At 63.2% G+C, this 24,217-nt stretch carries 19 protein-coding genes; 5 read left to right on the top strand and 14 right to left on the bottom strand.

Annotated elements, in window-relative coordinates:
• Positions 1-125 precede the first annotated feature (125 nt).
• Positions 126-1,442 carry a long-chain fatty acid transporter FadL gene (gene fadL / locus L1P05_RS11695; RefSeq protein WP_012849280.1) on the bottom strand — a complete coding sequence of 439 codons (1,317 nt, stop codon included), beginning with the start codon at positions 1,440-1,442 and terminating at the stop codon, positions 126-128.
• Between the two features lie 397 nt (positions 1,443-1,839).
• Here fadL and L1P05_RS11690 point away from each other — a divergent pair, with 397 nt between their 5' ends.
• Both L1P05_RS11690 and sixA read left to right on the top strand, forming a co-directional pair.
• A complete protein-coding gene (locus tag L1P05_RS11690) occupies positions 1,840-2,136 on the top strand; it encodes a YfcZ/YiiS family protein (RefSeq protein ID WP_015461965.1) in 297 nt (98 codons plus the stop codon).
• A gap of 391 nt (positions 2,137-2,527) precedes the next feature.
• Positions 2,528-3,004, top strand: coding sequence for a phosphohistidine phosphatase SixA (sixA, locus tag L1P05_RS11685; protein WP_012849277.1), 477 nt, complete (start codon positions 2,528-2,530; stop codon positions 3,002-3,004).
• A 50-nt stretch (positions 3,005-3,054) separates the two neighbouring features.
• Here sixA and smrB read toward each other — a convergent pair whose 3' ends face one another.
• Positions 3,055-3,600, bottom strand: a complete 546-nt coding sequence (gene smrB / locus L1P05_RS11680; protein WP_041692530.1) for an endonuclease SmrB — start codon at positions 3,598-3,600, stop codon at positions 3,055-3,057.
• A gap of 210 nt (positions 3,601-3,810) precedes the next feature.
• Here smrB and prmB point away from each other — a divergent pair, with 210 nt between their 5' ends.
• The 3 genes from prmB to mepA all read left to right on the top strand — a co-directional run bounded on the left by prmB (position 3,811) and on the right by mepA (position 6,764).
• The gene (gene prmB / locus L1P05_RS11675) at positions 3,811-4,743 is read left to right on the top strand and encodes a 50S ribosomal protein L3 N(5)-glutamine methyltransferase (protein ID WP_012849275.1); all 933 of its coding nucleotides are present in this window, start codon (positions 3,811-3,813) and stop codon (positions 4,741-4,743) included.
• A gap of 91 nt (positions 4,744-4,834) precedes the next feature.
• On the top strand, positions 4,835-5,920 hold the full coding sequence (gene aroC / locus L1P05_RS11670; protein ID WP_012849274.1) for a chorismate synthase: 1,086 nt from the start codon (positions 4,835-4,837) through the stop codon (positions 5,918-5,920).
• A gap of 25 nt (positions 5,921-5,945) precedes the next feature.
• The gene (gene mepA / locus L1P05_RS11665; RefSeq protein WP_034168301.1) at positions 5,946-6,764 is read left to right on the top strand and encodes a penicillin-insensitive murein endopeptidase; all 819 of its coding nucleotides are present in this window, start codon (positions 5,946-5,948) and stop codon (positions 6,762-6,764) included.
• Between the two features lie 131 nt (positions 6,765-6,895).
• On the opposite strand, the gene L1P05_RS11660 is transcribed toward mepA, so the two are convergent.
• The 12 genes from L1P05_RS11660 to L1P05_RS11605 form a co-directional block, all read right to left on the bottom strand.
• Complete coding sequence (locus L1P05_RS11660) at positions 6,896-10,678, bottom strand: type VI secretion protein IcmF/TssM N-terminal domain-containing protein (RefSeq protein WP_012849272.1); 3,783 nt, start codon at positions 10,676-10,678, stop codon at positions 6,896-6,898.
• Positions 10,675-11,325: a DotU family type IV/VI secretion system protein gene (locus L1P05_RS11655; protein WP_012849271.1), complete on the bottom strand. Its 651-nt coding sequence runs from the start codon at positions 11,323-11,325 to the stop codon at positions 10,675-10,677. Before L1P05_RS11655 ends, L1P05_RS11660 begins: the two co-directional genes overlap by 4 nt.
• On the bottom strand, positions 11,322-12,710 hold the full coding sequence (gene tssK, locus L1P05_RS11650; protein ID WP_012849270.1) for a type VI secretion system baseplate subunit TssK: 1,389 nt from the start codon (positions 12,708-12,710) through the stop codon (positions 11,322-11,324). The genes L1P05_RS11655 and tssK overlap by 4 nt, the downstream gene beginning before the upstream one ends.
• A gap of 99 nt (positions 12,711-12,809) precedes the next feature.
• Positions 12,810-13,451 (bottom strand): type VI secretion lipoprotein TssJ, encoded by a 642-nt coding sequence (locus L1P05_RS11645; RefSeq protein WP_012849269.1) that lies wholly within the window; start codon positions 13,449-13,451, stop codon positions 12,810-12,812.
• The gene (gene tssA, locus L1P05_RS11640) at positions 13,438-14,505 is read right to left on the bottom strand and encodes a type VI secretion system protein TssA (protein ID WP_012849268.1); all 1,068 of its coding nucleotides are present in this window, start codon (positions 14,503-14,505) and stop codon (positions 13,438-13,440) included. The genes L1P05_RS11645 and tssA overlap by 14 nt, the downstream gene beginning before the upstream one ends.
• Before the next feature lie 13 nt (positions 14,506-14,518).
• Positions 14,519-14,821 (bottom strand): PAAR domain-containing protein, encoded by a 303-nt coding sequence (locus L1P05_RS11635; RefSeq protein ID WP_012849267.1) that lies wholly within the window; start codon positions 14,819-14,821, stop codon positions 14,519-14,521.
• 94 nt (positions 14,822-14,915) lie between these two features.
• The gene (locus tag L1P05_RS11630) at positions 14,916-16,901 is read right to left on the bottom strand and encodes a type VI secretion system Vgr family protein (protein ID WP_015461955.1); all 1,986 of its coding nucleotides are present in this window, start codon (positions 16,899-16,901) and stop codon (positions 14,916-14,918) included.
• Complete coding sequence (gene tssH / locus L1P05_RS11625) at positions 16,901-19,480, bottom strand: type VI secretion system ATPase TssH (RefSeq protein WP_034168298.1); 2,580 nt, start codon at positions 19,478-19,480, stop codon at positions 16,901-16,903. The genes L1P05_RS11630 and tssH overlap by 1 nt, the downstream gene beginning before the upstream one ends.
• A gap of 151 nt (positions 19,481-19,631) precedes the next feature.
• Positions 19,632-20,657 carry a type VI secretion system baseplate subunit TssG gene (tssG, locus tag L1P05_RS11620; RefSeq protein WP_012849264.1) on the bottom strand — a complete coding sequence of 342 codons (1,026 nt, stop codon included), beginning with the start codon at positions 20,655-20,657 and terminating at the stop codon, positions 19,632-19,634.
• Positions 20,654-22,495: a type VI secretion system baseplate subunit TssF gene (tssF, locus tag L1P05_RS11615; protein WP_012849263.1), complete on the bottom strand. Its 1,842-nt coding sequence runs from the start codon at positions 22,493-22,495 to the stop codon at positions 20,654-20,656. Before tssF ends, tssG begins: the two co-directional genes overlap by 4 nt.
• A 3-nt stretch (positions 22,496-22,498) precedes the next feature.
• Positions 22,499-22,975 carry a type VI secretion system baseplate subunit TssE gene (gene tssE, locus L1P05_RS11610; protein ID WP_015461951.1) on the bottom strand — a complete coding sequence of 159 codons (477 nt, stop codon included), beginning with the start codon at positions 22,973-22,975 and terminating at the stop codon, positions 22,499-22,501.
• Positions 22,976-22,983: 8 nt separating this feature from the next.
• Positions 22,984-24,189, bottom strand: a complete 1,206-nt coding sequence (locus L1P05_RS11605) for a type VI secretion protein (RefSeq protein ID WP_226989535.1) — start codon at positions 24,187-24,189, stop codon at positions 22,984-22,986.
• Between the last annotated feature and the right edge of the window lie 28 nt (positions 24,190-24,217).

Below are 24,217 nucleotides of genomic sequence, written 5' to 3'. Positions count from 1 at the left end.
TCGCCATCATCACTCTCGCGCCATCATCGTTGGCACCGCATGGCGGTGGTTTGCCGGGCGGCCGCGGACGTGGAGATAAAAAAAAGCGCCCCCGCAGGGGCGCTCGGTTTGCAACGGCGTCGCGATTAGAACGCGTAGTTCAGGTTGGCGCCGTACAGCCAGGCTTTGCCGACGGAGCGGAAGGTGTAGGGGCCTTCCTTGAAGTCAACGTGGGAGCCGTGCATATAGGAGGCGCCGACGTCCACGGAGAGATCGCGATTGAAGGCGTAGCTAAAGCCGCCGCTCAGCCAGGCGCGGTTCTGATCCGGGATGGAGATGGAGCGGTGCTCCGCCGGCACCGGCGTCGCGTCAAAGGCTACGCCGCCGCGGAAGGTCCAGTTATCGTCGTAGTAGTAGGTGGCCCCCAGCGCCATACGATAGGCATCGTGGAACTGCTCATCCTTCTGGAACAGGGTATCGTTGCTGTTATCGGTGGCCTTCAGCTCTTTAAACTGGCTCCAGGTGGTATAGGCCAGGCTGTAGTGGATAGCCCACTGCGACGCCACGCGGTTATAGCCGGAGACCTCCAGCATCGCCGGCAGGGTCATGCTCAGCTTGCCTGGGATGACTTGGCCGCTGCTGCCCATCGGCAGGCCGATGACGCCCAAGATCGGGTTCAGGTTAGCGGGCAGGGCGCTGCTGTAGTCGCCTTTAAAGTCGAGCTTGACCTCTGAACGGTAGGTCAGGGCGTAGCGGTTACGCTCGTCTACCTGATACAGGATCCCGGCGTTCCAGCCGTAGCCCCAGGTGTGACCTTTCAGGTCGGCAATCTGGGTATTGGCGGGAATGTTCATGGCCATGGACTGATACGGCTGCGGCAGCTTAGGGGCCAGCATCTGCGGCAGATCGCCGGCATAGCGTTCGATCTTCGCCTTGGCGTATACCGCATTGACCCCCAGGCCGAAGCTCAGCTGCTGGTTGAGACGGTAGGCGGTGCTCAGGTTAAAGTTGGCGGTCATCAGATCGGTGGTGCCGCCAAAGGCGCCGGCGGTGTAGTTATCGTTGAACTCGGTGGCCAGACCGTAGTTGCTGGTGGCGGAGGCGCCGATGGACCAGCGATCGTTCAGCGGCTGCACGTAGTGCAGGTTGGGGATCATCGCGCCCGGGGCGATGTCGTGCGCGTTCAGGCTCTTACCGGTCGGCGAGGTGCCGGTGATATCGACGCCCGGATCGATATAGATGCCGCCGACGGAGATCGCCGGACGGTCGAAGGTGCTCAGCACGGCTGGGTTGCGGCTGGCGGAGGCCGGCGTATCGGTCATCGCCCCTTCGCCGGAGAAGGCACGGCCCAGTCCGGCCGCGGAGAATTCATTGAGCTGAAAGCCCGCCGCGTTGACGTTGGAAGAGAGTAGTGCTACCGCCGCGGCTAACGCCGATCGAGTAAACATTTTTTTCTGGCGCATATCCGAAGCCTCGTAGAACTTTTTTTAAACAATGTTACACGTCGTAACAAGGAGCGCGGATTGTAGGGGGGAGCGGCGGCCTAACAAATCAGACCAGTGTCATATCGGCGCGGGGCAATCGCTGAATGTTGCAATATTGTTCTTTAATCTCAGGGAGTTACTGTTTTTGGTTTGTTATTTTTGTTGTCAATTTATTACCAGCAAGGGTAAAAATAGGCGAAAAAACGCCGCCGACTGCGGCGATGACGCTATTTTAGCGCGATGCGTAATTCCGCCTTCCTGGCGCTAGTGTGAAAAAGGCGGGCGAGGTAAAATAAGCGTAAATATCCTGTTTTTTGAGCCAGATCATCATTGGCACGACTATCGGGGCGGTTGCCCCACTGAGGAGACAAGCGAAATGACCGATGCAATCAATAAATGCAGCGCGACTGAAACCGCGGCATGCTGTTGTGTAGACGTAGGTACCGTGATGGACAATACCGACTGCACCGCATCTTACCGTCATCTATTTGCCAGCCAGGATGAGGCTCAGGCGATGCTGGCTCAGCTGACTGAAAAGGCGCAGTCCGTCGCGTCAGAGCCGTGCCAGATCACCAGCAGCATTGCGCAGAATGCGCAGGGTTTTGAGCTGAACATCGATTTCCTGTTCTGCTGCCAGGCCGAGACGCTGATTTTCCAGCTGGGCCTGCGCTAAGCTGCACGCTGGGCGTCAAAACGCACGGGAGACCGTGCGTTTTTTTGTAACCGGAGGTCATCCGCCGCGCGGGCCGACGGCGTCGGGCCCCCCGCAGGGGGATGAGAGCCGGATCACTGGCTGCAACTCTTTTGCCTTTAAGATCTGTACAGTCGGCGGTGAACGGGGTAGTTTTCGTCCCTGCGGCGTACGGGGTGCGTCGTTAACAGCGCGCTTATAAAGGCGCGCGCCGCCACGTGATAACAATAAATCGGCGGTAGCCCCACCGCGATCCTTTGCTCTTCCGACTTGGCGCGGAAAAGGATGCATTGAGCAACGATATTTTTCTTTCCACCAGGGTGTAAAGGCCGCGCACGGTGGCGTCGGCGTTTACCAACAGTAGCGGTGCAATATGCAAGTTTTTATTATGCGTCACGGTGAAGCGGCGCTTGAGGCCGCCAGCGATGCGCAGCGTCCGTTGACGCAGGTCGGTCATGCCGAGTCCGTGCGCATGGCGGCCTGGCTGGGTAGCCAGGTTGAGAACATCGATCGGGTGCTGGTCAGCCCCTATCTGCGAGCGCAGCAGACGCTGGCCGCGGTGCGCGAGGCGCTGTCGCTGCCGAGCGAGGTCGAGATCCTAAATGAGCTGGTGCCGGGCGGCGATGCCGACGTTACCGCCAGCTACCTTGAGGCGCTGTCACAGCAGGCGTCGCAGCGGGTGCTGGTGATCTCACATCTGCCGCTGGTCGGCTATCTGGTTTCTGCCCTCTGCCCACAGGAGACGCCGCCGATGTTTTCGACCTCGGCTATCGCCGCCGTGACCCTGAACGGGGCTGCGGGGGAGCTGGCGTGGCAGGTGAGCCCATCCCAACTGGCCGACGGCCTCTGATCCTCTTTTCGGCCCCGTCGCCCGACGGCGGCCGGCGAGGAACCCGCGTCTCAGAGGCGCGGCGTCTCCCGTTCATCGACGTCAATGAGCACCAGCAGCGCGGCATCGCCGCCCCATTCGCGCGGCGCCTGATAAAAGGCGCGGACGTTGGGATGCTGTGCCAGCCACAGCGGCGTCTGCTGCTTGAGAACGTGCTTGCCGTGGCCGTGCATGACGCAGGCGCAGCAGAGGTGTTCGCGGCGGCAGGCGGCAATCAGCGCGCCTAGCTCCTGTTTGGCCTGTAGCTGGGTCAGACCGTGCAGATCGAGAAACATCTCCGGGGTGTAGTCGCCGCGGCGCAGCTGCTTGAGCTCAAAGTGGCTGACGTCAGGGCGGACGTAGCGGGTTGGCCCGTCGCTGCTCAAGTTGGGCTGAAACTCATCGGAAAAATAGAAGCTGGCGTCGATCTGCTCCTGCAGCACCTTCTGCGGCGCCGCCTGGCGCGTCAGGCGCGCCGGGCGATGGGTCACCTTGTCCTGACTCAGGGGGCGGATACCGGCGACGACGGTGCGGAACAGGGCGGCGTCATCGCCATTGATGGAATGTTTCTTGCTCATGCTGTGACGGTTCGCTGATTTCTTGCTGATAATCACAGTGTAACCGCAGATGGGCGCCGCGCTAAGTAAAACCGCCGTCGGCAGCGGATCCTTGCTGATTTGTCCGTGGCTTCATGGCACACTACAGCCGCTATACCCAGACGGGTATCACTCAATATTATGTAATCTATGCCGTGAGGCATGACTTTCCGAGCGCTGCTGGAGGCTACTTTGGACAAGATTTTCGTCGATGAGGCGGTAAACGAACTGCACACCATTCAGGATATGCTGCGCTGGACCGTCAGCCGCTTTAACGCCGCTGAGGTTTACTACGGCCACGGCACGGATAACGCGTGGGATGAGGCCGTGCAGCTGGTGCTGCCGTCGCTCTATCTGCCGATGGACATTCCCGAGGATATGCGTAGCGCCCGTCTGACCCTGAGTGAGCGTCACCGTATCGTTGAGCGGGTGATCCGCCGTATCAATGAGCGTATTCCGGTCGCCTATCTGACCAATAAGGCCTGGTTCTGCGGGCACGAATTCTATGTGGACGAGCGGGTGCTGGTGCCGCGCTCGCCGATCGGCGAGCTTATCGACAATCGCTTCTCCGGCCTGATCGGCCATGAGCCGCAGCATATTCTGGATATGTGCACCGGCAGCGGCTGCATCGCCATCGCCTGCGCCTATGCGTTCCCGCAGGCCGAAGTGGACGCGGTGGATATCTCCAGCGATGTGCTGGCGGTGACGGAGCATAACATTCAGCAGCACGGCCTGGAGCAGCAGGTGACGCCGATCCGCTCCGATCTGTTCCGTGAGCTGCCGCCGCTGCGCTATGACCTGATCGTGACCAACCCGCCCTATGTCGATGAAGAGGACATGTCCGATCTGCCCGACGAGTTCCGCCATGAGCCGACGCTGGGGCTGGCCGCAGGCAGCGATGGCCTGAAGCTGGTACGCCGTATCCTGGCCTGTGCGCCGGACTATCTGAGCGATGACGGGGTCTTGATCTGTGAAGTGGGTAACAGCATGGTGCACCTGATGGCGCAGTATCCGTCGATCCCGTTTGTCTGGCTGGAGTTCGATAACGGCGGCGACGGCGTCTTTATGCTGACGCGTCAGCAGCTGCTGGCGTGCGCGGAGCACTTCGCCCTTTACCGCAGCTGATCGCGGGGGCGGGCGCGAGGCCTGCCCCCCTTTATTCCGAATGCAGAGACAGGCAGTCCCCTGATGGCGTCAGGGTAACCAGGAGAGTGACATGGCGGGAAACAGCATTGGTCAGGTATTCAGAGTCACCACCTTCGGCGAGTCACACGGTGCGGCGCTGGGCTGCATTGTGGACGGCGTTCCGCCGGGAATGGCGCTGAGCGAGGCGGATCTGCAGCACGATCTCGATCGCCGTCGCCCCGGCGCATCGCGCTACACCACGGCGCGGCGAGAGGATGATCGGGTGCGGATCCTGTCGGGTGTCTTTGAGGGGGTGACCACCGGCACCAGTATTGGACTGCTGATCGAGAACACCGATCAGCGCTCGCAGGACTATAGCGCCATCAAGGATCTGTTTCGTCCGGGTCACGCTGACTACAGCTATGAGCAGAAGTATGGTCTGCGCGACTACCGCGGCGGCGGGCGCTCCTCTGCGCGGGAGACCGCGATGCGCGTCGCCGCCGGGGCGATCGCGAAAAAATACCTTCAGCAGCAGCATGGCATCGTTATCCGCGCCTGCCTGAGCCGGATGGGCGATATCGTCTGCCGTCAGTATGACTGGGCGCAGGTAGAGCAGAATCCCTTCTTCTGTCCCGATGTCCAGCAGCTGGCGGCGCTGGATGCCCTGATGCGCGATCTGAAAAAGAGCGGCGACTCGATCGGCGCCGAGGTGATGGTGATGGCGACCGGGGTTCCCCCCGGGCTGGGCGAGCCGGTCTTCGATCGCCTGGATGCCGACGTGGCCCATGCGCTGATGAGCATCAATGCGGTGAAGGGCGTCGAGATCGGCGACGGCTTTGCGGTGGTGGGGCAGCGCGGCAGCGAGCACCGTGACGAGATCAGCCCGACGGGCTTTCTCAGCAACCATGCCGGCGGCATTCTGGGCGGGATCAGCAGCGGTCAGCCGCTGCTGGCGCGTCTGGCGCTGAAGCCGACGTCGAGCATTATGGTGCCGGGGCAGACCATTACCCGCGACGGCGAGGCGACGACCATGGTCACCCGCGGCCGCCACGATCCCTGCGTGGGGATCCGGGCGGTGCCGATCGCCGAGGCGATGATGGCGCTGGTGCTGATGGATCATTTGCTGCGCCAGCGTGCGCAGTGTGCGGATGTCGCCTGTACGATACCGCGCTGGTAAAGGAGTGAACGGCGTGCGTAAACGCATGTGGTTGTGGCTGGCGGCGCTGTGCGCGCTGCCGGCGTTGGCGCAGACTCAGACGCCCTGGCAGCGGATTACCCAACCGGTGGCCGGCGCGCCGCAGGCCATCGGCAGCTACGCCAATGGCTGCATCATCGGCGCCCAGGCGCTGCCGCTGACGTCGGAGAACTATCAGGTCATGCGCAGCGATCAGCGGCGCTACTTCGGCCATCCGACGCTGCTGGCGTTCGTGGCGCGTCTGGGCGCCGAGGCCCGTGCGCAGCGTCTGGGCACCCTGCTGATCGGCGATATGGCGATGCCGGCCGGCGGGCGCTTCAACGGCGGTCACGCCAGCCATCAGTCGGGGCTGGATGTGGATATCTGGCTACAGCTGCCCCACGCGCGCTGGACGCCGCAGCAGCTGCGGCAGCCGGTGCCGCAGGATCTGGTGGCCGTCGGCGCCGACAGGGTGATCCCGTCGCGCTGGACGCCGCAGGTCGCTGAGCTGATCAGGCTGGCGGCGCAGGATCCTCAGGTGACGCGTATTTTTGTCAACCCGGCGATCAAGCGTCAGCTGTGCGATACGGCCGGCGGCGATCGCGCCTGGTTGCATAAAGTGCGCCCGTGGTTTGCCCATCGCGCCCATATGCACGTGCGTCTGCGCTGTCCACCGGGCAGCGCAGCCTGCGAGGCACAGACCCCGCCGCCGGCCGGCGATGGCTGCGGCGCGGAGCTGGCCAGCTGGTTCCAGCCGCCGCCGCCGCATAGCGCGCCGGCCAAACCACAGACGCCACCGCCGCTGCCGCCGGCGTGTCAGGCGCTGCTGACGCAGCTTCACGGCTAACTCAGCGCCCGCCCGCGCCCGTCGTGATTGCCGGGCGCTGATCGCGGCGCGGCGCTCGGCAGGCTCGGCCGCCCAGCGCCGTGCGCCGCGGTCAGCCGCGCATCCCGGAAGCGGGCACCTCGCCGGCGCCATTACGGCTTGTCGCTTAACTGTTTCGCGACCAGTTCACTCATCAGCCGGCCAATGCCGTCGTTTTCTCTGGCCAGGCGAATATCCCCCCGCCAGCACTGCCCGATGCGCTCCGGCACACTCATCATCGTCAGCCCCGGCAGCGTATCCAGCGGCGGAAGGCTCTCCGATGCGCTCGGCCTATTCAGCGTCAGCAGGGCCTGCTGCGCCTGCTGTTGGCGGGTCTGGGCTGACTGAATATCGCGCTCGGCCTGCGCCAGCTGAGCGGCGTCCTGCAGCAGCGTCTCCTGTCCGGCGATGCGGTAGCGTACCGTAATCTGGGTTAGCCCGACCGCCGCCATCCGACTTTTGTCGACGGGGAAGTCCGCCGGGGTAAACCGGCGGGCCCCGCCCGGGAAATCCCGTAAAAAGTGGACAAAGCCCTGAGGCCCGGGATAGCTGCGCGTCAGCGTGAAGGCCGGGAGCCGGATCTGCAGCGTCACCTGGCCGCACTGCTGCTGTGACCAGAGTACGCTTTGCATCACGGCAAAGTTAAGGTTGTTTAGCCGTAGCGTGGCATTGGTACACTGCATGGTCAGCAGGGTTCCCACGACCTTGGCCTTGGCGTTGCTGTTGACGTCCGTCGGCAGCCCCGTCAGGGCGACGGGATAGCTTTTCGCCTTCAGGGCGGCGGCGGCGGTGTTCAGCTCGGCCAGCTTTTCGCCAGACTCGGCGGCCACGGTTTGCCAGCGCTGCTTTTGCTGCTGCTGGGCCAGGGTGGCCTGCTGCTGTTTCTGGTGTAGCGCGATTTTCCCGGCCTTCAGATCAACCTGGCGGATAAGGGCCCGGTTGATGAATGGCAGAAAGTCTGCGGTAAAGGGGACGGACTGCCCCAGCGTATCCACCTCCTGCCAGCCGCTATCGTTACGTTGGATAAACGGCTTAATCGGCCCGGATAAAAAGGTCCAGAGCAACCCATTGTCACCGTACAGCTTATCCGCCCGCTCGGCCTGATTGAGGGTCCAGCGCGATGGCGCGATGACGCGGTCCTGCCACGCGCTCTGCAGGAAGCAGGAGGCCTGCTGATCGGCATAGCGAATGACCAGCTGCAAGGGGCCCGCCATCAGCCCCCAGGTGAGCTGTTCATCGGGCCGATTGTATCCCAGCAGGCTGCGCAGGCTCATCAGGCGTGCATAGGCCGTCTGCAGTGAGGACTGCCCGCTCTGCTGGCTGTCAAAGCCATGGAAGTCCGCCGCCACTTTGGTGGCCTGGGCCTGGCTGATGACGACGCTGTTCATGGCCTGGGTCATGGCCGCCTGATACTCCTGATACAGGCGGATGGCATCCAGCCGGCCGACGAGCTGGCTGCGGGTCTGATCCAGCGCCCCCTTCTGCGCCGTCCCGCGCAGGATCATGCCGCCCACATCGCTGACCAGTCCGGGGACCCTGACGAGGGCCTGCTGGTGGGCGCGCTGGCGTATCTCCAGCCACTGCGGGAGCACCCGGAGCCAGCCCGGGCGCAGGTCATCCGGCATCTCGGCAAACTCGGTCAACAGGCGGCGGGCAAGGCGCAGATACGGGTTGTCATCGTGGGGCAGTCTGTCAATGGTGCTCTGCCACTCTCCCTGACCTGCCAGGATCCGCTCTCCCTGAGAGAACTGTCCGGCGAAGTCCTGCCAGGCCTGCAAGCGCTTCTGCGCATATTCATGCCAGAAGGCGGCCCGTTTTTTGTCGAAGGCGATGTCGTTCGGCATGCTGCTGCGCATCTCCACCAGGAATGCGCGGATACGCTGCTGCCCCTCCAGGGTGTAGGCCGCATCGACCTCCGGCAATTTATCCGGCCGCAGTGAGCCCTGCCAGAAGTCGTCCAGGGTCACGCTGGTCAGATCCGGCTGGGCGTTTGCCCAGGGAATGATCCAGTCCAGGGTGGCGCTTTGCGCCGCCAACTGCCGGAGCCGCGCCTGCAGGTGCAGCAGGCGGGCGTTCTGCTGCTGGATATCCGTTGACCAGGCCAGCTGGGCCAGGAACAGGTCATTGAAACGGGATACCGTATCCGAATCCAGCGCCGGGTACAGTAACCGCAGGGGGGGCGTTGGTATCGGGGGCATGGCCATCAGCGCTCCGTAGCTGGAGCCTCGCAGCCTCGCCCGTAGCAGGTTGGCGCGGCGGACCTCCACCTGAATGGCGTTCACCAGCCCGTCGGGATGGGATGCGATGCTGTCCGCCGTGGTGCTCTGCTGAATCGCCTTGTCCAGGCTGGGTAAAATATATTGGCTAAAGTCATTTACATACTGCGATTTTGCATCCGCTTCAACCGAGAGCAACTGATGCTGGAATGCCAGTACCCGGCTGGCCCACTGCGCGTTTCTGTTTTCCAGCCAATAAATCGCATCCCGCTGGGCTATCATCATCTGCATGTCGTGGGGCAGGGCGCGATTCATGGCCATGGTCGCCGGATAGCGCTGGCGCAGATCGTCCAGCGTGTGCTGCCAGTATACGACCGATACGCCGAGATACCCGAGGGCGGCGGCCACGCACAGCCACCAGGCGAACAGGCCCAGATGGCGGTTCAGGCGCCGCCAGGGACTGGTCACGGCGACGGGGCGGTTCAGATGACGGTCGGCCGGCAGGACGCGGTTAAACAGATCCCGGACAAAGACCCCGCGTTTGACGGTGTCATGCGCCGCCTCCTGCAGCGCAATCTCCTGCTGATCTTCGGGCCCGCTGCGGGTGTTTCCCTTCTGGACCGCGCTGGCGAAGAATACGCCGCGCAAGATGGGCGACTCCAGATAGGGGCTGTCTCCCAGGGCATGATAGACATAGCGCTTGAGGGGCTCGGCCAGCCTGGCCAGCTCGGTGGGGAACATCAGTAAGGCCGGATCGGCATCCGGGTGCTGCAGCAGCATCGTCAGCTGCATGGTTTTCAGCCGGCTATTGACCCGACCCAAGGCGATATCTATCACGTCGCGGACGTCGCGGCCGTTCTCCGGTTCGTCCACCACATGGCCCATGGCCTGATCCAGCGCCTCCGGGGTCAGCAGGTGGGACCAGGCCTCCATGCCGTACAGGCTGTCGATTTGGGTCACCAGCACGTAGACGGGGAAGCGCCTGTCGAACAGACGGATCAGCTGCTCTATGCGAGTGCGGATCAGCCGTCCCTCGTCGACCACGCCGCCCCCGTCTGCGGACAGCAGGGTCTGGGCCGATACCGTGAGCACCAGCCCGTTCAATCCGGCCCGGGCGCGATCGCGCCCCAGCAGATCCAGCATCCGGTTCCAGGTGGAGCGGGTCTCCTGTGATGCCTCCGGCTGTACGAACTGGCCGGAGATATCCAGAATGACGGCCTTGTCGAAATACCACCAGTCGACGGGCGCCTTGCCGTCATTGAGCTCATGGGGCAAATCCAAGGGGGCGGCCAGGCCCGACTGCGCCAGCAGCGCCGATTTTCCCGATCCCGGGCGGCCCAGCAGCATAAACCAGGGCAGAACCTGCAGCGGGTGGCGGAACCGGCGCAGCTGAGAGTGCTTCAGCAGGGTCGTGGCGGCTTTCCACTGGCGCTGTAGCGTCATGGGATGGCGCTCCGCGGCTCGGGCTTTTTCAACCGGCTCCGCCTCCAGGCTGCGGGTACGCCATGCCCGCACCTTACGCCAGAGATAGCGGGTCAGCAGGGCGCCGGCCAGAATGGCGAGAAACAGCACCCATGCGGCGGCGGCGGGCCAGCGTTGCCACAGCGTGAGCAGCCAGCACAGCATCGCCAGTACGCTCAGGAGCACGACGATCGCTATCCATTTGAAGAGACGTTTCATGGCAGCCACTCCAGCGCGAGATCCGCGTATTCATATAATACCCAGTTTAAAATGCCGTACAGGGCGACCAGGATGACCAGCGGCACGACGATGGTGGTAAAGCGGCTTTGGGTCAGCCATCGCGTTTGCTGCGTCGGCGTGACCGAGGATCTCGGGTAGGCCTCTGGAAATAAACGTCGCGACGCCTCCCATACCTCGCCGTGCAGATCCCTCAGCTGGTGCACCCTGATCTGCGTCAGCGCGGTCTGGCCCGCCGGGCCGGCATAGCGCCCCTCAAATCCCAGGGCCAGGCACAGCAGATAGACCTCCCTGACGTCATCGGCCTCGGGGCTCAGGGCGGTCAGCTTGTCGAAGAAGTCAACCCCGGCGCAGACGGTGTTGAAGTAGCTGGCCTGCAGGGGGTCACGTCGCCATGTCGCCACGCCGTCCCACGTCGAACACATGATGGTCTCATCCATCCAGGCCACAACGGCATACAGGGCGGAGTCGATCGCGGCCGGACTTTCCCCCGCCTCTTGGGCCCGGAGCTGGCTGTGGTGCAGGTATGACTGCAGCCGCTCACGGAATAATGACGCCTCGCCTTCGGGCGCCTGGAGATACTGCCGCACGTAGAGCATGGGCTGAATAAACGCTTCCGATAAACTCACCGGCTCACTCCTACCAATTCTACTTTGAGGTCATCTGGGGCATCGAACCAGTTGAACGCGACGTGGCAACTCTCGGCGACCTGCCGCCAGGCTTCACTTTGGGTATCGATCTGGAAATAAAACGAGCAGGAGCGCCGGGGCAAGCCTTCGGGAACGGACGATAGCGGCGTCAGCGTGATCCCCGGCAAGGCGCGCTGGATCAGTAAGGGCAATGCGTCGGCCTCGGCCAGCCTGGCGCGGGCCCGGAAGGCGGCCTGCAGGGTATCCGGCGCCATGTCACTGCGGACGATCAGGTAGAAGCGGTTACGATCTTCCAGCAGGCTCTTGGGGAGCCGCGCCGTCAGGTACTCCCCGCTCGGCTCCAGGGCGATCAGGAAATCGGGTCCGATCGATATTTCATTCAATAAACGAATAATCAGATCGCGTACGGTTAACAGCCCCGGCGCGATGTCCTGATGGCGGTAGGGGGGGAGCCCCGGGCTGTTTTCGCCGCTGGAGCCCAGCATGTCGCAGCGCTCGCTGAAGGTGGACAGCTCGCCGACGATCTGCCGCAGCATGTCGTAGACCTTGCGCGGATGGACCTGCGGCGATTCGGTCAGCTGGTACAGCAGCGGCACGTAGCGGTTGAGGGTGCGCAGGGCCAGCAGAAACATCAGAAAGCTGGCATCGAACTCCGCCTTGCGGATTTCGCGCGGGCTTTTATAGGCCTCCAGTTGGCGGGCGCGCCCCGCCAGATCGTCCCGGACATCCCGGACCACCCGCATCAGGGTCTCGGAGCCGCCCATGATGTAGCACGGCGGAATGAAGCTCTTGGACAGCTGAACCACCTCGCCCTGGCGCTCCAGCCGGGCGATGGGCAGGATATTGTAATCCGTCAGCTTTTCAACCTCGCTCTCCCACAGCACCTGCAGCACGTAGTGCAGGCTCTGGATCTCGGCTTCAGGCCCATCCGAATATAAGTCCGCGTGCTTGTCTCCCTGCTGGGTCGTCACGCAGCGGACGTTCCGCCCTGCGCCATCCTCAAGCTGTGGCACGACGGCCACATTGGACTCTATCGTGTCCAGCTTTTTCAGCCCCAGGTAGACATTGAACGGCCGGCTCTGATCCTGCCAGGCAGAGGCGAAGGAGCGCGGCTTACAGATGGTATTGCCCGGCCATACGACATAGCTGTGGTCGCGGAAGAGCAGCTCAGCCGACAGGATATTGAGCTGCTGGTTGCCTAGGGCTGACTCCGAAATGGTCAGCGCTCCCACTCCCCAAAAATCCTGCAGTCCGGAGTCCAAGAATGGCTTGAGCTGAAATTGGCTATGCAGGTCTGCCAGCTGAAAATGCTGCGGCTGTAAAAACATGCCCTGATGCCAATAAACTGGTTTGTGAATTTTCATCTATCACCCTAAAGGCCAGTGTGGAGAGTTGGCGCAGTTTTTTAATCTAACTGCATGTTTAATTTTTAATTTATAACGAACGGATCGCCGGGGGAGCACCTAGGGTTCGCCGCTATCGCTCAGCCGGATCGGCGTAGCCGCCGTCGGCGCGCTGGCCGGATCGGGGGCCGCGGGAATGCGCTCCAGCGGATGGCTCTCCGCCTCGCCGATCCCGCTGTTCCCTAGCTTCAGGTCCAGCGCCAGGGGGGAGGGGGCAGCTTGCCAGTCCGGGAACAGTATCCCCGAGCGGGTCACGCTGACCGGGATATCAAACAGGCGGGAGGTCTGCGTTAGCGGCAGGCCGTAGAACGCGGCGATGAACCCCACCTGGCGCGCCTCCTGCAGGCGATCCAGGACCAGGCGGAAAGCGTGGCCGGGCTCCAGGGCATAGCGGCTTACCTGCAAAATTCCGTCAGGGGGACGCCCGCCCTGCAAGACGAGGCCGGCGAGTTCGGGGGTTTGGATTAACTGATAGAAGGCGTCCGGCGAGCGAGTCTGCACCACCGCCAGCACCAGGCTGTGCGACTCGCCGTCGTAGCTGTTCAGATCCGGGGCGGTTTGTGCATTCACCAAGATGGCCTGGCTGCCGTACCGCCAGGATACGCTGCTGCGGGCCTGCTGCTTTGCCGCGTCGGAGGTGCAGCCGCTCAGGCTGAGCAGCAGGCAGCCGATGGCACTCCAGATCGCCTTATTCTTCATCATAGCCCAATACACCTTTGAGCATCCGCCGGGTGCCGTCATCTTCCACCACCTCTCGGATCCACTCATCCAGTCGCATATTGCCCCAGCGGGCGGCTTTATCCACGATGTAGGAGACGGGGCTGTGCGGTTCGGTCTCCTTGAAAAACGCGGCGATGCCGCTGAGCTGCCGAATGGCCTCCTCGCGGGTTCGGGGGGCGCCGGCCACGCCGGGAGAGGAAGCGTTAACCGCGGCGGTCTCTGCGCCCGCCGGCGCCTCTGCGCGCTCCTGGGCCTCGCGGGGTCGCGCCATGCCCTTACCCTCTACCAGCCGCGTCACCAGCCTGAGCATCTGCTCCAGCCGCTCAGCCACATCGCTGATCCGCGGGGCATCCCGCCCAAATAGGGGGTCGAGCCGCTGGGATAATCCCTGGAATGCGCGGATGGCCTGCTGCAGATCGTCCTGTAACGTCAGGTAAAAGGCGCCGGGCGTATGGCTGACGGCGAGATCCCAGGCATCCGGATCCAGCTTTCCTTCGCTGAGGGCCGCCTGAGCCGCCTCATTGTTCAGCCGCTTCAGGTTATCGACCTCTCGGGAGACCTGCCAATCCAGCCAGCCGTAGGCGCGTCCATCCTGGGCGGCCGTCAGGGGCAGCAAGCCCAGCGCCGGGGGAAGGATCTGATTGAGCCACTCCAGACGGCTCACCCGCCCCTCCAGATCCCCGTCGCTCAGCGCCGGATACATCTCCGCCCAATAGCGCTCCAGCAGGCTATCCAGTAACAGCAGCCCCTCGCGCAGCCCCGGCAGCCCATGCCGCTGCACCAGGGCTTCGCACAGCCACACCGCCAGCTGCAGATCTTTGCTGCGCGTCGCCAGCGCCTCGCTGGTCAGGCGGATCACCTCGACCCAGTTGGCCTGCTTGAGCGAGCTGACCCACTCTCCCTGCCCAAGGTAGTCGGCATCGGCCCGGCGGGCCTCCCGAATCTGGTCATACAGCGGGTCGAAGCTGATATCCTCTCCCGCCGGATGAGCTTCACCGATCGGGGCCAGCAAGCGCGCCATATCTAAGATAGTCATATCGTCCTCTCCCTTAGCCGCCAATCAACACGGTGGGGCAGCCCAGCGTGATCGTGCCACCATGCGCCGTGCTGTCCCCCATACGGGCGGCGGGCTTGCCGCCGATCAGCACGGTGGCACTGCCCTTGATAATGGTGTCGGGTGGGCCGACGCAGGTCAGCATGTCGCCCAGCACCGCCGCCGGCAGTCCGCCGATCAGCACCGTGGGAACGCCGGGGCCGATGACCGGGCCGCCGACGTGCGGCACCGGGGGAACGCCCGGGGTCTGCATCGGGCAAACGTGCATATCCGTCAAACGCGCGGCAGGTTGTCCCATGGATAGCCTCCTTATTCAGTTGCACAAGTACCGCTCCCATGCCGCAGCGCCTGAGCCGAAAAGGGGGGCTCTGCGGGGGCGCGGATAGCGAAAATCAGTTGATCTTGACAATACCGCCCTTGATGGAGGTCATCACGGACGAGGAGACCTCCGCCTCTGCCGAACTGCTCAGGCTGGCCGATTGGGTGCCCGTTATCGCGACGCTGAGGCCGGATAGCGCAATGGACTGTTTCCCCTTCACCGTGATATTCATGCCCTCGATGAGCACGCCGCCGCTGTCAATGACGATACGATTGCTGCCCACGCTCAGGGTTATCGCGGTTCCTGCCTTCAGATGGAGGCTGCCCGCCGAGGCGGTGGTGGCGTGATCCCCCTTGTTCACCTGCAGCGTACTGTTGCCTGACTTCACCTCCGTGAGGGCATCGCCCTCGATCACCCGGGTATGCTTGCCCTTGGTGATGCTCTGCAGGTAGTTCCCCTCGGAGACCGTCTCGGCGCAGTCATTCTTGATGGTCACCCGGCGGTCGTGCTCGACCGTCAGTTCGTCATCGTGTTTCACCCGGCGGCGAAAATCCCGCTCCGCCTGCATGAACACCTCTTCCGCCCCCATCTTGTCCTCGAAGCGCAGCAGGCTGAAGTGCTCCGGATTGCCATTGGGGGTGCTGCGGGTCTGAATACCGCTTTGGGTCTTATTGTCAGGCAGCTTGAAGGGGGGCGTCTGGTGGGCGTTATAGACCCGGCCGGTGATCAGGGGGGCGTCCGGATTGCCATCGACAAAATCCACGATCACCTCCTGCCCTACGCGGGGCAGCTGCATCCCCCCCCAGCCCAGCCCGGCCCAGCCCTGCGCCACCCGGATCCAGCAGGAGCTTTTATCATCCTGCGTTCCCAGGCGATCCCAGTGAAAATGAACCTTAACCCGGCCATGCCGATCGGTATGGATCTCCTCGCCCTGCGGACCGGTGACCACGGCAGTCTGTACGCCATGGATCACCGGGCGGGGCGTTTGGCTTAGGGTGCGGTAGGGCAGGGATTTGGGGAGACAGATAAAGTGGTTCTGGTAGTTCACCTCTTGCTCCTGCCACGGCAGGTTGTTGACGATCTCGTGCCGTACGCTTAGCAGCAGATAGTCACCGTTACAGTCTTTGCGGAAATGTTTTTGCAGGCTGAACCCATAGCCCGGCGCCAGCGTGCGGCAGCGTCCGCCGCCCTCTATCCGGGCCTGCATGGCCTCTAGCCCCTCCATCTTCAGCTTGGCGCGGCGTTCGCCCTCCCGGGTCTGCGTATAGTCATCGGTGAAATCGTAGACCGCCACGTCGCTCAATTTGCCCTGCTTGGCCACGGAGGCGCTGGAGGTCAGCAAATGGGCGGTCGGCTGCTCAAAGGTATAGGCATTCAGGAAGACGTTGGCCGGCACGACCGCGAGGGAGGGCATCCACCACTGGATATCATCGCCGGATTCGCTCCTATGCTTAGGTCGATAGACGATGTCTGAGCGCACCTTGCAGGGTTGGACCGCGGCATTGCCATCGGCCAATACCAGCACATGGCGGCTTTCGCTGTGTTCGAACCAGTAGAAAATGCCCTCTTCCTCCATCAGTCGGCTGATGAAGCTGAGGTCCGATTCGCGATACTGTACGCAGTATTCCCGGGGGGCGTAGCGCTGCGACAGCGAGAGGCGAAAATCGCTGATGCCCCGCGCCTTAAGCACCGCTTCAATAATCTGCGGGACCGTCTTCTCCTGGAAGATCTGACACTCCTGGGCGTGCTGCAGCCAGGCCAGGCGCGGTACCAGCTCGGCATAATAGGCAAATCCGTGTTGCTCGGCGCCCCGGTAGGCGGCCCGGCCGATCACGCCATGCCAGTAGCGGGTCTGGCCATTCGGCAAGGCCAGCCGCAGCGCGGCGGCCTGCCCGACCAGCGATTGCCACGCCAGCGCGGGGTCCGTGGAGAACAGCTCCAGCTCAAAGCGGTAGAGATCGGCGATCGCCTCTTCGCCCCGGCACTGCACCACCTGTAAGGCATCCTTGCCCAGCGGGGTGGACAAGGACAACAGCCGGCTATCCGACGTTAATCCCATCAGTCACTCCCCTCTAACGATCCCGTCAGTCGGCCGTGCTCATCCATCGAGACGGTGATATCGGACACCGGCTCACCGGCGGCCATGCGCGCCAGCACCGCGTCCGCCATATCGGACAGCAGCTGGGCCGACAGAATGTTATCGATCAGGCGGGCGCCGCTCTCCGGCTGGGTACAGCGCTCGGCGATGCCATCCACCAGGGCCTCATCGTAATGGAAGGTGGCCTGATGATTGCGCTGGAAGCGGCGGGCAATCTTATCCAGCTTGAGGCGGATAATCTGTTTTAGCACCGCGCCCCGCACCGGGTAGTAGGGCACTACCTGCAGGCGTCCGAGGAAGGCCGGCTTGAAGGTCTGGATCAGCTCATCCCGCAGCGCCTCACACAGCAGCGCCGGTTCGGGCGGCGTCATGCCGTCCTGACAGTAGGCCATCAGGGTGTCGCTGCCGACGTTGGAGGTCAGCAGTATGACGGTATTGCGGAAGTTGATCTCCCGCCCCTCGGCATCGTCCATGACCCCCTTGTCAAACACCTGGAAGAACAGCTCCAGGACATCCGGGTGGGCTTTCTCCACCTCATCCAGCAGCACCACGCTGTAGGGTTTGCGGCGTACCGCCTCCGTCAGCACGCCGCCCTCTCCGTAGCCGACGTAGCCCGGCGGCGAGCCCCGCAGCGTCGAAACGGTATGGGCCTCCTGAAACTCCGACAGGTTGATGGTGATCAGGTTGCGTTCGCCGCCATACAGGGTTTCGGCCAGCGCCAGCGCGGTCTCGGTCTTTCCCACGCCGCTGGAGCCGACCAGCAGAAACACGCCGATGGGCTTGTTGGGATCCTCGAGCCCCGCGCGGGACAGGCGAATCCCCCGGGCGATGGTCTCCAGGGCATAGGGCTGCCCGATGACCCGCTCGGCCAGCCGCGTCTGCAGCTGGCGAACCATCTCCAGCTCATCCTGAACCATCTTGCCCAGCGGAATCCCCGTCCATGCCGAGATCACCGCCGCAATGGCGGACTCATCCACACAGGTCTGCACCAGCGGCGCCCGGCCCTGCATCTGCTCAAGCGCCAAAACGGCCTGCTCCAGCTGGGCCAGCCCCTCAGCGCGCGCCGGGCCATCCTCCTGCTCCAGCTGCGCTTGCAGAGCCTGAATGACGGCGACCTGATCACACTCCGCGATCCAGCGCTGCTCCAGGGTCTGATAGTGCTCCCGGGCGACCCGGGCCTGCTCCTGCAGCGTCTCCAGGCGGCGACCATGATCGAGGCCGCTGGCCTGCTCCTGCTCCAGCAGCGTGATCTCGGTCTGGAGATGCTCCAGATGGCGGCAGGCATCCTCGACGGGGGCCGGCAGGGTACGTTGCCCGAGCGCAATGCGGGCGCAGGCGGTATCCAGCACGCTGACCGCCTTGTCCGGCAGTTGTCTGCCGGTCAAATAGCGGTGTGACAGCCTGACGGCGGCCGTCACCGCCTCATCCAGAATCCGGACCTGGTGGTGCTGGCGCATTTTGGTCAGCATGCCGCGCAGCATCACCATGGCGATCTCCTCGCTGGGCTCCTCCACCTTGATGGCCTGGAAGCGCCGCGCCAGGGCGGGATCTTTCTCGAAATATTTTTTGTACTCGCTCCAGGTGGTGGCGGCAATGGTGCGCAGCTCACCGCGGGCCAGCGCCGGCTTCAGCAGATTGGCGGCATCATTCTGACCCGCCGCGCCTCCCGCGCCGATCAGCGTATGGGCTTCATCGATGAACAAAATGACCGGCTCACTGCAGGCCTTCACCTCGTCGATGACCGCCTTGAGACGCCGCTCGAACTCACCCTTGACGCTGGCGCCCGCCTGCAGCAGGCCCAGATCCAGCATCCGCAGGGCAACGCTGCGCAGGCTATCCGGCACCTCGCCGGCCGCAATGCGCAGGGCCAGCCCCTCAACCACGGCGGTTTTCCCTACGCCGGCCTCACCGGTAAGAATCGGGTTGTTCTGCCTGCGGCGCAGCAAAATATCGATCATCTGCCGAATCTCGCTATCCCGCCCGAGAACCGGGTCCAGCTGGCCCTGGCGGGCCCGCTCGCTCAGGTTTACCGTGTATTGATCCAGGGCGGGCGAGGGAGATGCACCCGCGTGCGGCCCCGGCGTGCTCATCGTCGTCGCCTCTCGACTGCCCGCGACCAGCGCGGGCCACTGGTGCAGCAGATCTGCCGCTGACCACGCCGCCCACTCGGGCGACATCGCCCTGGCGAGCTGCTGCAGCACCGCGTCATCCAGCAGCGCCATGATCAGATGACCGCTGCGGATCTGGCTCTCGCCACAGTTGACGGAGGCCATCAGCCAGGCACCAGACAGCAGCCGCGGCAGGTGGGGGGAGAGCACCGGCTGCCGGCTGCATCCGCCCTTCAGGCGATCCAGCGCCCGCTCAATGTCCCGCTGAAAACGGCCGGCGTCGACCCCATAGTGCTGCAGCAGGCGCGCCAGATCCGTGTTGTCGGTCTCCAGCAGCTTGAGCAGCACGTGCTCGATATCGACCTCGTGATGGCCCCGCGCCAGGCACAGGCCCGCCGCTGCCTCCAGCGCCTGATGGCAGGTCTGGTTCATTTTTCCCGTCAAGGCTTTCAAATCTGTATTCACCGAACCCTCTCCCCGAAAAAACGGGCTTTCCCGTTAATGAATGTAAGTCGCTTCGCGCGACGGCTCGCTTTCCGCGTGAATCTGCGCTGGCCGCCGCGCGTCTTGCCCGCCCGCGCGCTTATCGCGCGGGCTTCCCGGACTCTGACGCCTGCAATACCACTTCGTCGGCATCCCCCAGCCTGGCGGGACGGCCTCCCAGCCAGCCAATCCATCCGGGACGGGCCGCCCCGGCCTGACTATCGCCCAGCGTGCAGGGGGGGACCTCGCTGGCGGCCAGCACCAGCTGAATATCGAATGTGACGGCGATCTCGATGGCAAAACGGACCAGCTTGGTCAGCGCCCGAAAGTCCTTGCCCCCCGGCAAAAATGGCTGAAACTGCTGATAGCTCATGGGGCCGAGGCGGATCCTAAACTGGCTTTGGGCATCCCATACCTGTCGCCCCAGCACCGGCCACTCTCCCAGAGTGCAGTTTTGGCGCCCCAGAGTGAGGAGGTCCGCCTCATCCAGCTTCAGCCAGCGGCCCTGAAAGGGCAGGATCTCGACCGGCACGGAAAAATAGTCTGTCAGCAGCGTGCGCAGCCCCTCCTCGCTGAGCGAGCGGGTGCCGAACCGTCCGGCGTAATAGGCAAAGACATCGTCATTGACGCCGTCTTTTTTCAGCCGGTTCTGCAGGCCCAGCGTGCCCAGACCGGCCAGGGAGAGCAGCATCTGGCGCCAGTCGGCCTGCAGGCCGCACTCCAGATCGGCCGTCGCCTGATGCTTGCGCCATGCCTGGTAAAACAGGGTGATCAGACGGTGATTGAGCAGATCAAAAAAGTGGTGGGCGGTCTGATCCCGATGCTGCAGGCGACGCGCCAGCAGCATCTCGGTATACCGCGTCGGCAGCGCCCCAGAGGGACCGGTCAGCCCCATGAAGTTGATGGTCATGACCTGCGGCTGGTCTGCCGCGGGCGGCTGCAGCGCATAGACACTGCTGGCCGGGGTGGCCAGGGAGAGATGCGTCCGGAAGCGCAGCGGAAGCTCCTGGCAGCCACACCGTAGCTGCTGCAGCTCCAGTATCCTGACGGCCTGAAAAAAATCGAACTCATAGGGCCGCGCATACAGCTGCTCCAGCATGGACTTTGGGCTCAGGGCGTCGTTCATGACAGCACCGCCTTGCCCGCCCGCGGCGGCCAGCGCTTGAGCGCCTGTTCCCGCTGCCGGGTGCGGACGTGCAGGCGGGTAAAGCTGTTGATGGCGCCGTACTGGCTGACGAATCGCTCCACCACGGCGCTGAACAGGTACACCCCGGAGCCCTCAAATTGGCTCTCGTCCAGCACCAGGGTGATTTCGATGCCCCGCACCACCGCCGCCTGATTCCGGCTGCACAGGCGCGCCGTCGCCGGCTGGCTGTTGATACTGACAATGCCGGCAATCTGCTGACGCAGGGCGGGGGAGTCGCTGAAGTTATACAGTCCGAGCAGCTCCCTGAAGGCCTCGGTCGCCTCCTCGTTTTCGCCGGTGATGGAGAGCAGGTTCAGGTTCAGGTGGGAGATCAGACGCCACATGGCGGCCCTGCCGTGGGCCGGGCGCAGGGTGGGCGTCGGCTTGCGCAGACAGTGGATGCGGGTGACGGGAGAGCCGCCGTCCACCTCGAAATCGCCCCGGTCGCCGCCGAAGGGCAGCAGGGACGGAAACTCTCGGTTGGTGCAGGTCACGTCGATACTCAGGGTTTCCGACGATGACTGATTGGGGTCAAAATCCAAATCCACCAGGGATAAGTAGACATCCATGCCCGGGTCATCCCCGCGGATCCCACCGCGGCGGTTTTCCATCCAGAATACCCGCTGCGGCTCACTGTCGTTGGCGTGATGCAGGCCAAACAGGGGGCGATAGCGTTTTATCTTCTCCTGCCCGTCATGCTTGACCAGCTTGCTGACGGCATCGACCGAATAGACCTCCATGCCCCAGGGGCGGCGGACATCGGGAATAATCGGGTACTCGGTTTTACGGTGGGTTACCTGCAACGGCTCTGCCCGCTGCCGGAACAGGTTGACCACCGGGCTGCATCCCAGCCGAAAGGTGGAGGCGTCGATGGTATCGGTCAGTTTGGCCAGGCGCCCCTCTCGCTCGAACGCCGACAGATGGATCACCAGATCGATCTCCCGGCAGGCCTCCGGCAGCGGGGTGGCCTGCAGCAGCTCGGTCATGTCAAAAAACAGGAACTTGTCGGGAAAGGCAAAGTATTCGTGCAGTAAGCGGTAGGCCTGGGACGAGCGGGCATCGTAGTCAAACAGGCTCTCATCCTCGTCGAATCCGACCGGTGAGATGATGCTGGCCGGCAGGGTCCACTCCGCCGATCCGGCGCGGAGCACCACCTTGGTCACGTTGTTGAACAGCAGCTCATACAGGGTGTGCACCACGGCTGGCTCCCCCTGGAGAAAGAAGCGCAGTCTATCCATCCCCAGGGTATTCAGATGATGTCCCGGGTGGGTTTGTAGGCGGATACAGATCAGACCGGCGCTTCCCTGCTGCTGCACGGACAGGCTGGTTTGCCGCGCGGGGGCGAAGCCGGCATGGATGACCGACACGGGCCAAATCTCCACCGGGTAGGCGGTGCGAAACCGGCATGCCATGCCATCTACCTGGCGAGACAGCAGGCTGGTATGCCGCGGCAGGCGCAGTGGGCCCGATAGGTTGGTCTGCGCCGGATCGACCGAAAACTGAACCAGGGATAGCGAGGGGATCGGGCGCAGGTAGTGGGGATACAGGATCCCCAGCAGCGCATTGGTAATTTCGGGAAACTGCTCATCAATCTTGTGGTGCACTCGAGCGCAGAGAAATGCCACGGCCTCGATCAGCCGTTCGACATGGGGATCTTCCGAGACCCCCTCCTCCAGCAGAAGGCGTCCGGCCACCTTGGGATACTGGGAGGCGAACTCACGTCCCAACTGACGTAAGAACGCCAGCTCCCGGTTATAGTAGGGCAATAGCTCGACCATACATCACCTGTCTATTCGGTACAGCTGTGTTGAAACATCCAGCACGGCATCGAACATCACCGGCTCCGGCGAGGGATCGACGTCCAGTAATGCCTCGATCCTGAAGATCAGCTGGCTGATGCCGGTTTTCTCATCCAGATGGATGTGCACCCGGACCTGGCTCAGCCGGGGTTCAAACAGATCGATGGCCCGCTCGATATGCTGGCGGATCCACTCCCGATCCTCGGCGTTGGCGGCGCTCAGGTTGGAGCAGTCCGGCAGGCCGTAATTCAGGGGGGACTTTTCCAGCTCAGGCCACTGATCGATATCCAGCGACAGCGCGGATCGCGTATTCAGGACATCCTCCACATCCCGTCGGACGGCCCAGCGAAAGTGGGCCAGGTCATACCGACGGTCTGATGTCCGTTCGGTTCGCTCCTGTGGGAAATCATCGAACAGACGATCCAGCACGGAGGGGCGGAAGAGATGGCGAAGGATCATGGCTCAACTCACGGGATTTTCTTTTTTAGGTTGTCGACGCCGTCGGTCGACAGCATGACCGCCAGCGTTTTCAGATACCCGTTTTTGGTTCCGTGATCTCCCATCAGCAGCGCAATGGCGGCGATAGCGGTCGGGCAGCCCGGCGTGGTGACCTGAAAGCCGGGCATACAGGGTTTTCCGTTCAGCGGCGCCGGGCCGGGGGTTCCTTTCATCTGGGTGCCCCGGCTTCTGGCGGCCTGAATCATCTGTAGACACATTTGGTGTTTGTAGGAGGCGCTGCCCTGTAGGCGGTGGTGCAGCTTGCGCATGCCGATGGCCATCGCCGGGATCAGCCCCACGATGATAAAGCCAGCGGCAAAGCCGACCGCTTTGGCCGTATTGCTCTGATCATAGCGTTCGATAATGAACTTGAGCCGCTCATCGCACTGGCCGCAGGTGCAGGGATACAAACGCTGGCGCAGATCCCACAGCGTGCCATACACATCCATGGTCGACGCCACGCTGGCGGTGGTCACGGCCAGGCCCAGGATAACCCCGACCGGGGTGGCGGCCACCGACAGCGCGGCACCGACGCCGCCGCCCACGGCATGGCCGACGGTGCTCAGTAACGCGTTGCCGCCGACGGAGACACTTCCCTGCGTGGCCGCGATGATCTGATTGGTCAGCGCGATATAGGGCGAGACCCCCTCCGCCATCTTGTTGATTGCCGGCTTGGGTAACGGGTTTCCTAAGATATTGTCAGCGGTATTGATCAGGTTTGCGGCACCCAGCACATTGGACGCCGTCGAGGTTGAAAAGGTAGCGATGCCCTGCGCATCCGTCGGTAACGGCCCCGATGCCCTCTGGATATAGCCGTACAGCGCGGCCGTCTGATTGGCGCTGGAGGTCAGGGTTCCGATGTGGCCGATGACCTGCGGGACGCTGATGCCATGTCCCCCCGCATCATCAGGATGGCTGTCGATAGGCCACTGCGGCGGGCGCAGCAGTGAGGTGGCTTTTTGATTCATCGCATCATCCTGGCACGCCTTTAGCTTCTTCAGCAGCGCGTCAAAGGATTCTGCGTCGAACTTCAGCGTATGGCTGATGACAACATCCGCCATGCGGAGTATGTCGGTGGGTAGCACCGGCGCGCTGTAAAATCCGGCCTGCCGCTTTGGCTTTGGACCCAGCTGTTCCCACAGCTCTTCATCAGTGAGATCGTCAATATTCATCATATGCTCCTACCGATGTCGCCTATCTGGA

The organism is Edwardsiella piscicida (assembly GCF_021733145.1).
Taxonomy (GTDB): Bacteria; Pseudomonadota; Gammaproteobacteria; order Enterobacterales; family Enterobacteriaceae; genus Edwardsiella; species Edwardsiella piscicida.
Note: the sequence above shows the minus strand (reverse complement) of the source record. Positions and strands in the feature narration are given on the sequence as shown.

Excerpts from the sequence above, each read along its gene's own strand:
- fadL (WP_012849280.1), bottom strand. The coding sequence starts at position 1,442 with ATGCGCCAGAAAAAAATGTTTACTCGATCGGCGTTAGCCGCGGCGGTA.
- L1P05_RS11690 (WP_015461965.1), top strand. The coding sequence starts at position 1,840 with ATGACCGATGCAATCAATAAATGCAGCGCGACTGAAACCGCGGCATGC.
- sixA (WP_012849277.1), top strand. The coding sequence starts at position 2,528 with ATGCAAGTTTTTATTATGCGTCACGGTGAAGCGGCGCTTGAGGCCGCC.
- smrB (WP_041692530.1), bottom strand. The coding sequence starts at position 3,600 with ATGAGCAAGAAACATTCCATCAATGGCGATGACGCCGCCCTGTTCCGC.
- aroC (WP_012849274.1), top strand. The coding sequence starts at position 4,835 with ATGGCGGGAAACAGCATTGGTCAGGTATTCAGAGTCACCACCTTCGGC.
- mepA (WP_034168301.1), top strand. The coding sequence starts at position 5,946 with ATGTGGTTGTGGCTGGCGGCGCTGTGCGCGCTGCCGGCGTTGGCGCAG.
- L1P05_RS11660 (WP_012849272.1), bottom strand. The coding sequence starts at position 10,678 with ATGAAACGTCTCTTCAAATGGATAGCGATCGTCGTGCTCCTGAGCGTA.
- tssK (WP_012849270.1), bottom strand. The coding sequence starts at position 12,710 with ATGAAAATTCACAAACCAGTTTATTGGCATCAGGGCATGTTTTTACAG.
- L1P05_RS11645 (WP_012849269.1), bottom strand. The coding sequence starts at position 13,451 with ATGATGAAGAATAAGGCGATCTGGAGTGCCATCGGCTGCCTGCTGCTC.
- tssA (WP_012849268.1), bottom strand. The coding sequence starts at position 14,505 with ATGACTATCTTAGATATGGCGCGCTTGCTGGCCCCGATCGGTGAAGCT.
- L1P05_RS11635 (WP_012849267.1), bottom strand. The coding sequence starts at position 14,821 with ATGGGACAACCTGCCGCGCGTTTGACGGATATGCACGTTTGCCCGATG.
- L1P05_RS11630 (WP_015461955.1), bottom strand. The coding sequence starts at position 16,901 with ATGGGATTAACGTCGGATAGCCGGCTGTTGTCCTTGTCCACCCCGCTG.
- tssH (WP_034168298.1), bottom strand. The coding sequence starts at position 19,480 with ATGAACCAGACCTGCCATCAGGCGCTGGAGGCAGCGGCGGGCCTGTGC.
- tssG (WP_012849264.1), bottom strand. The coding sequence starts at position 20,657 with ATGAACGACGCCCTGAGCCCAAAGTCCATGCTGGAGCAGCTGTATGCG.
- tssF (WP_012849263.1), bottom strand. The coding sequence starts at position 22,495 with ATGGTCGAGCTATTGCCCTACTATAACCGGGAGCTGGCGTTCTTACGT.
- tssE (WP_015461951.1), bottom strand. The coding sequence starts at position 22,975 with ATGATCCTTCGCCATCTCTTCCGCCCCTCCGTGCTGGATCGTCTGTTC.
- L1P05_RS11605 (WP_226989535.1), bottom strand. The coding sequence starts at position 24,189 with ATGATGAATATTGACGATCTCACTGATGAAGAGCTGTGGGAACAGCTG.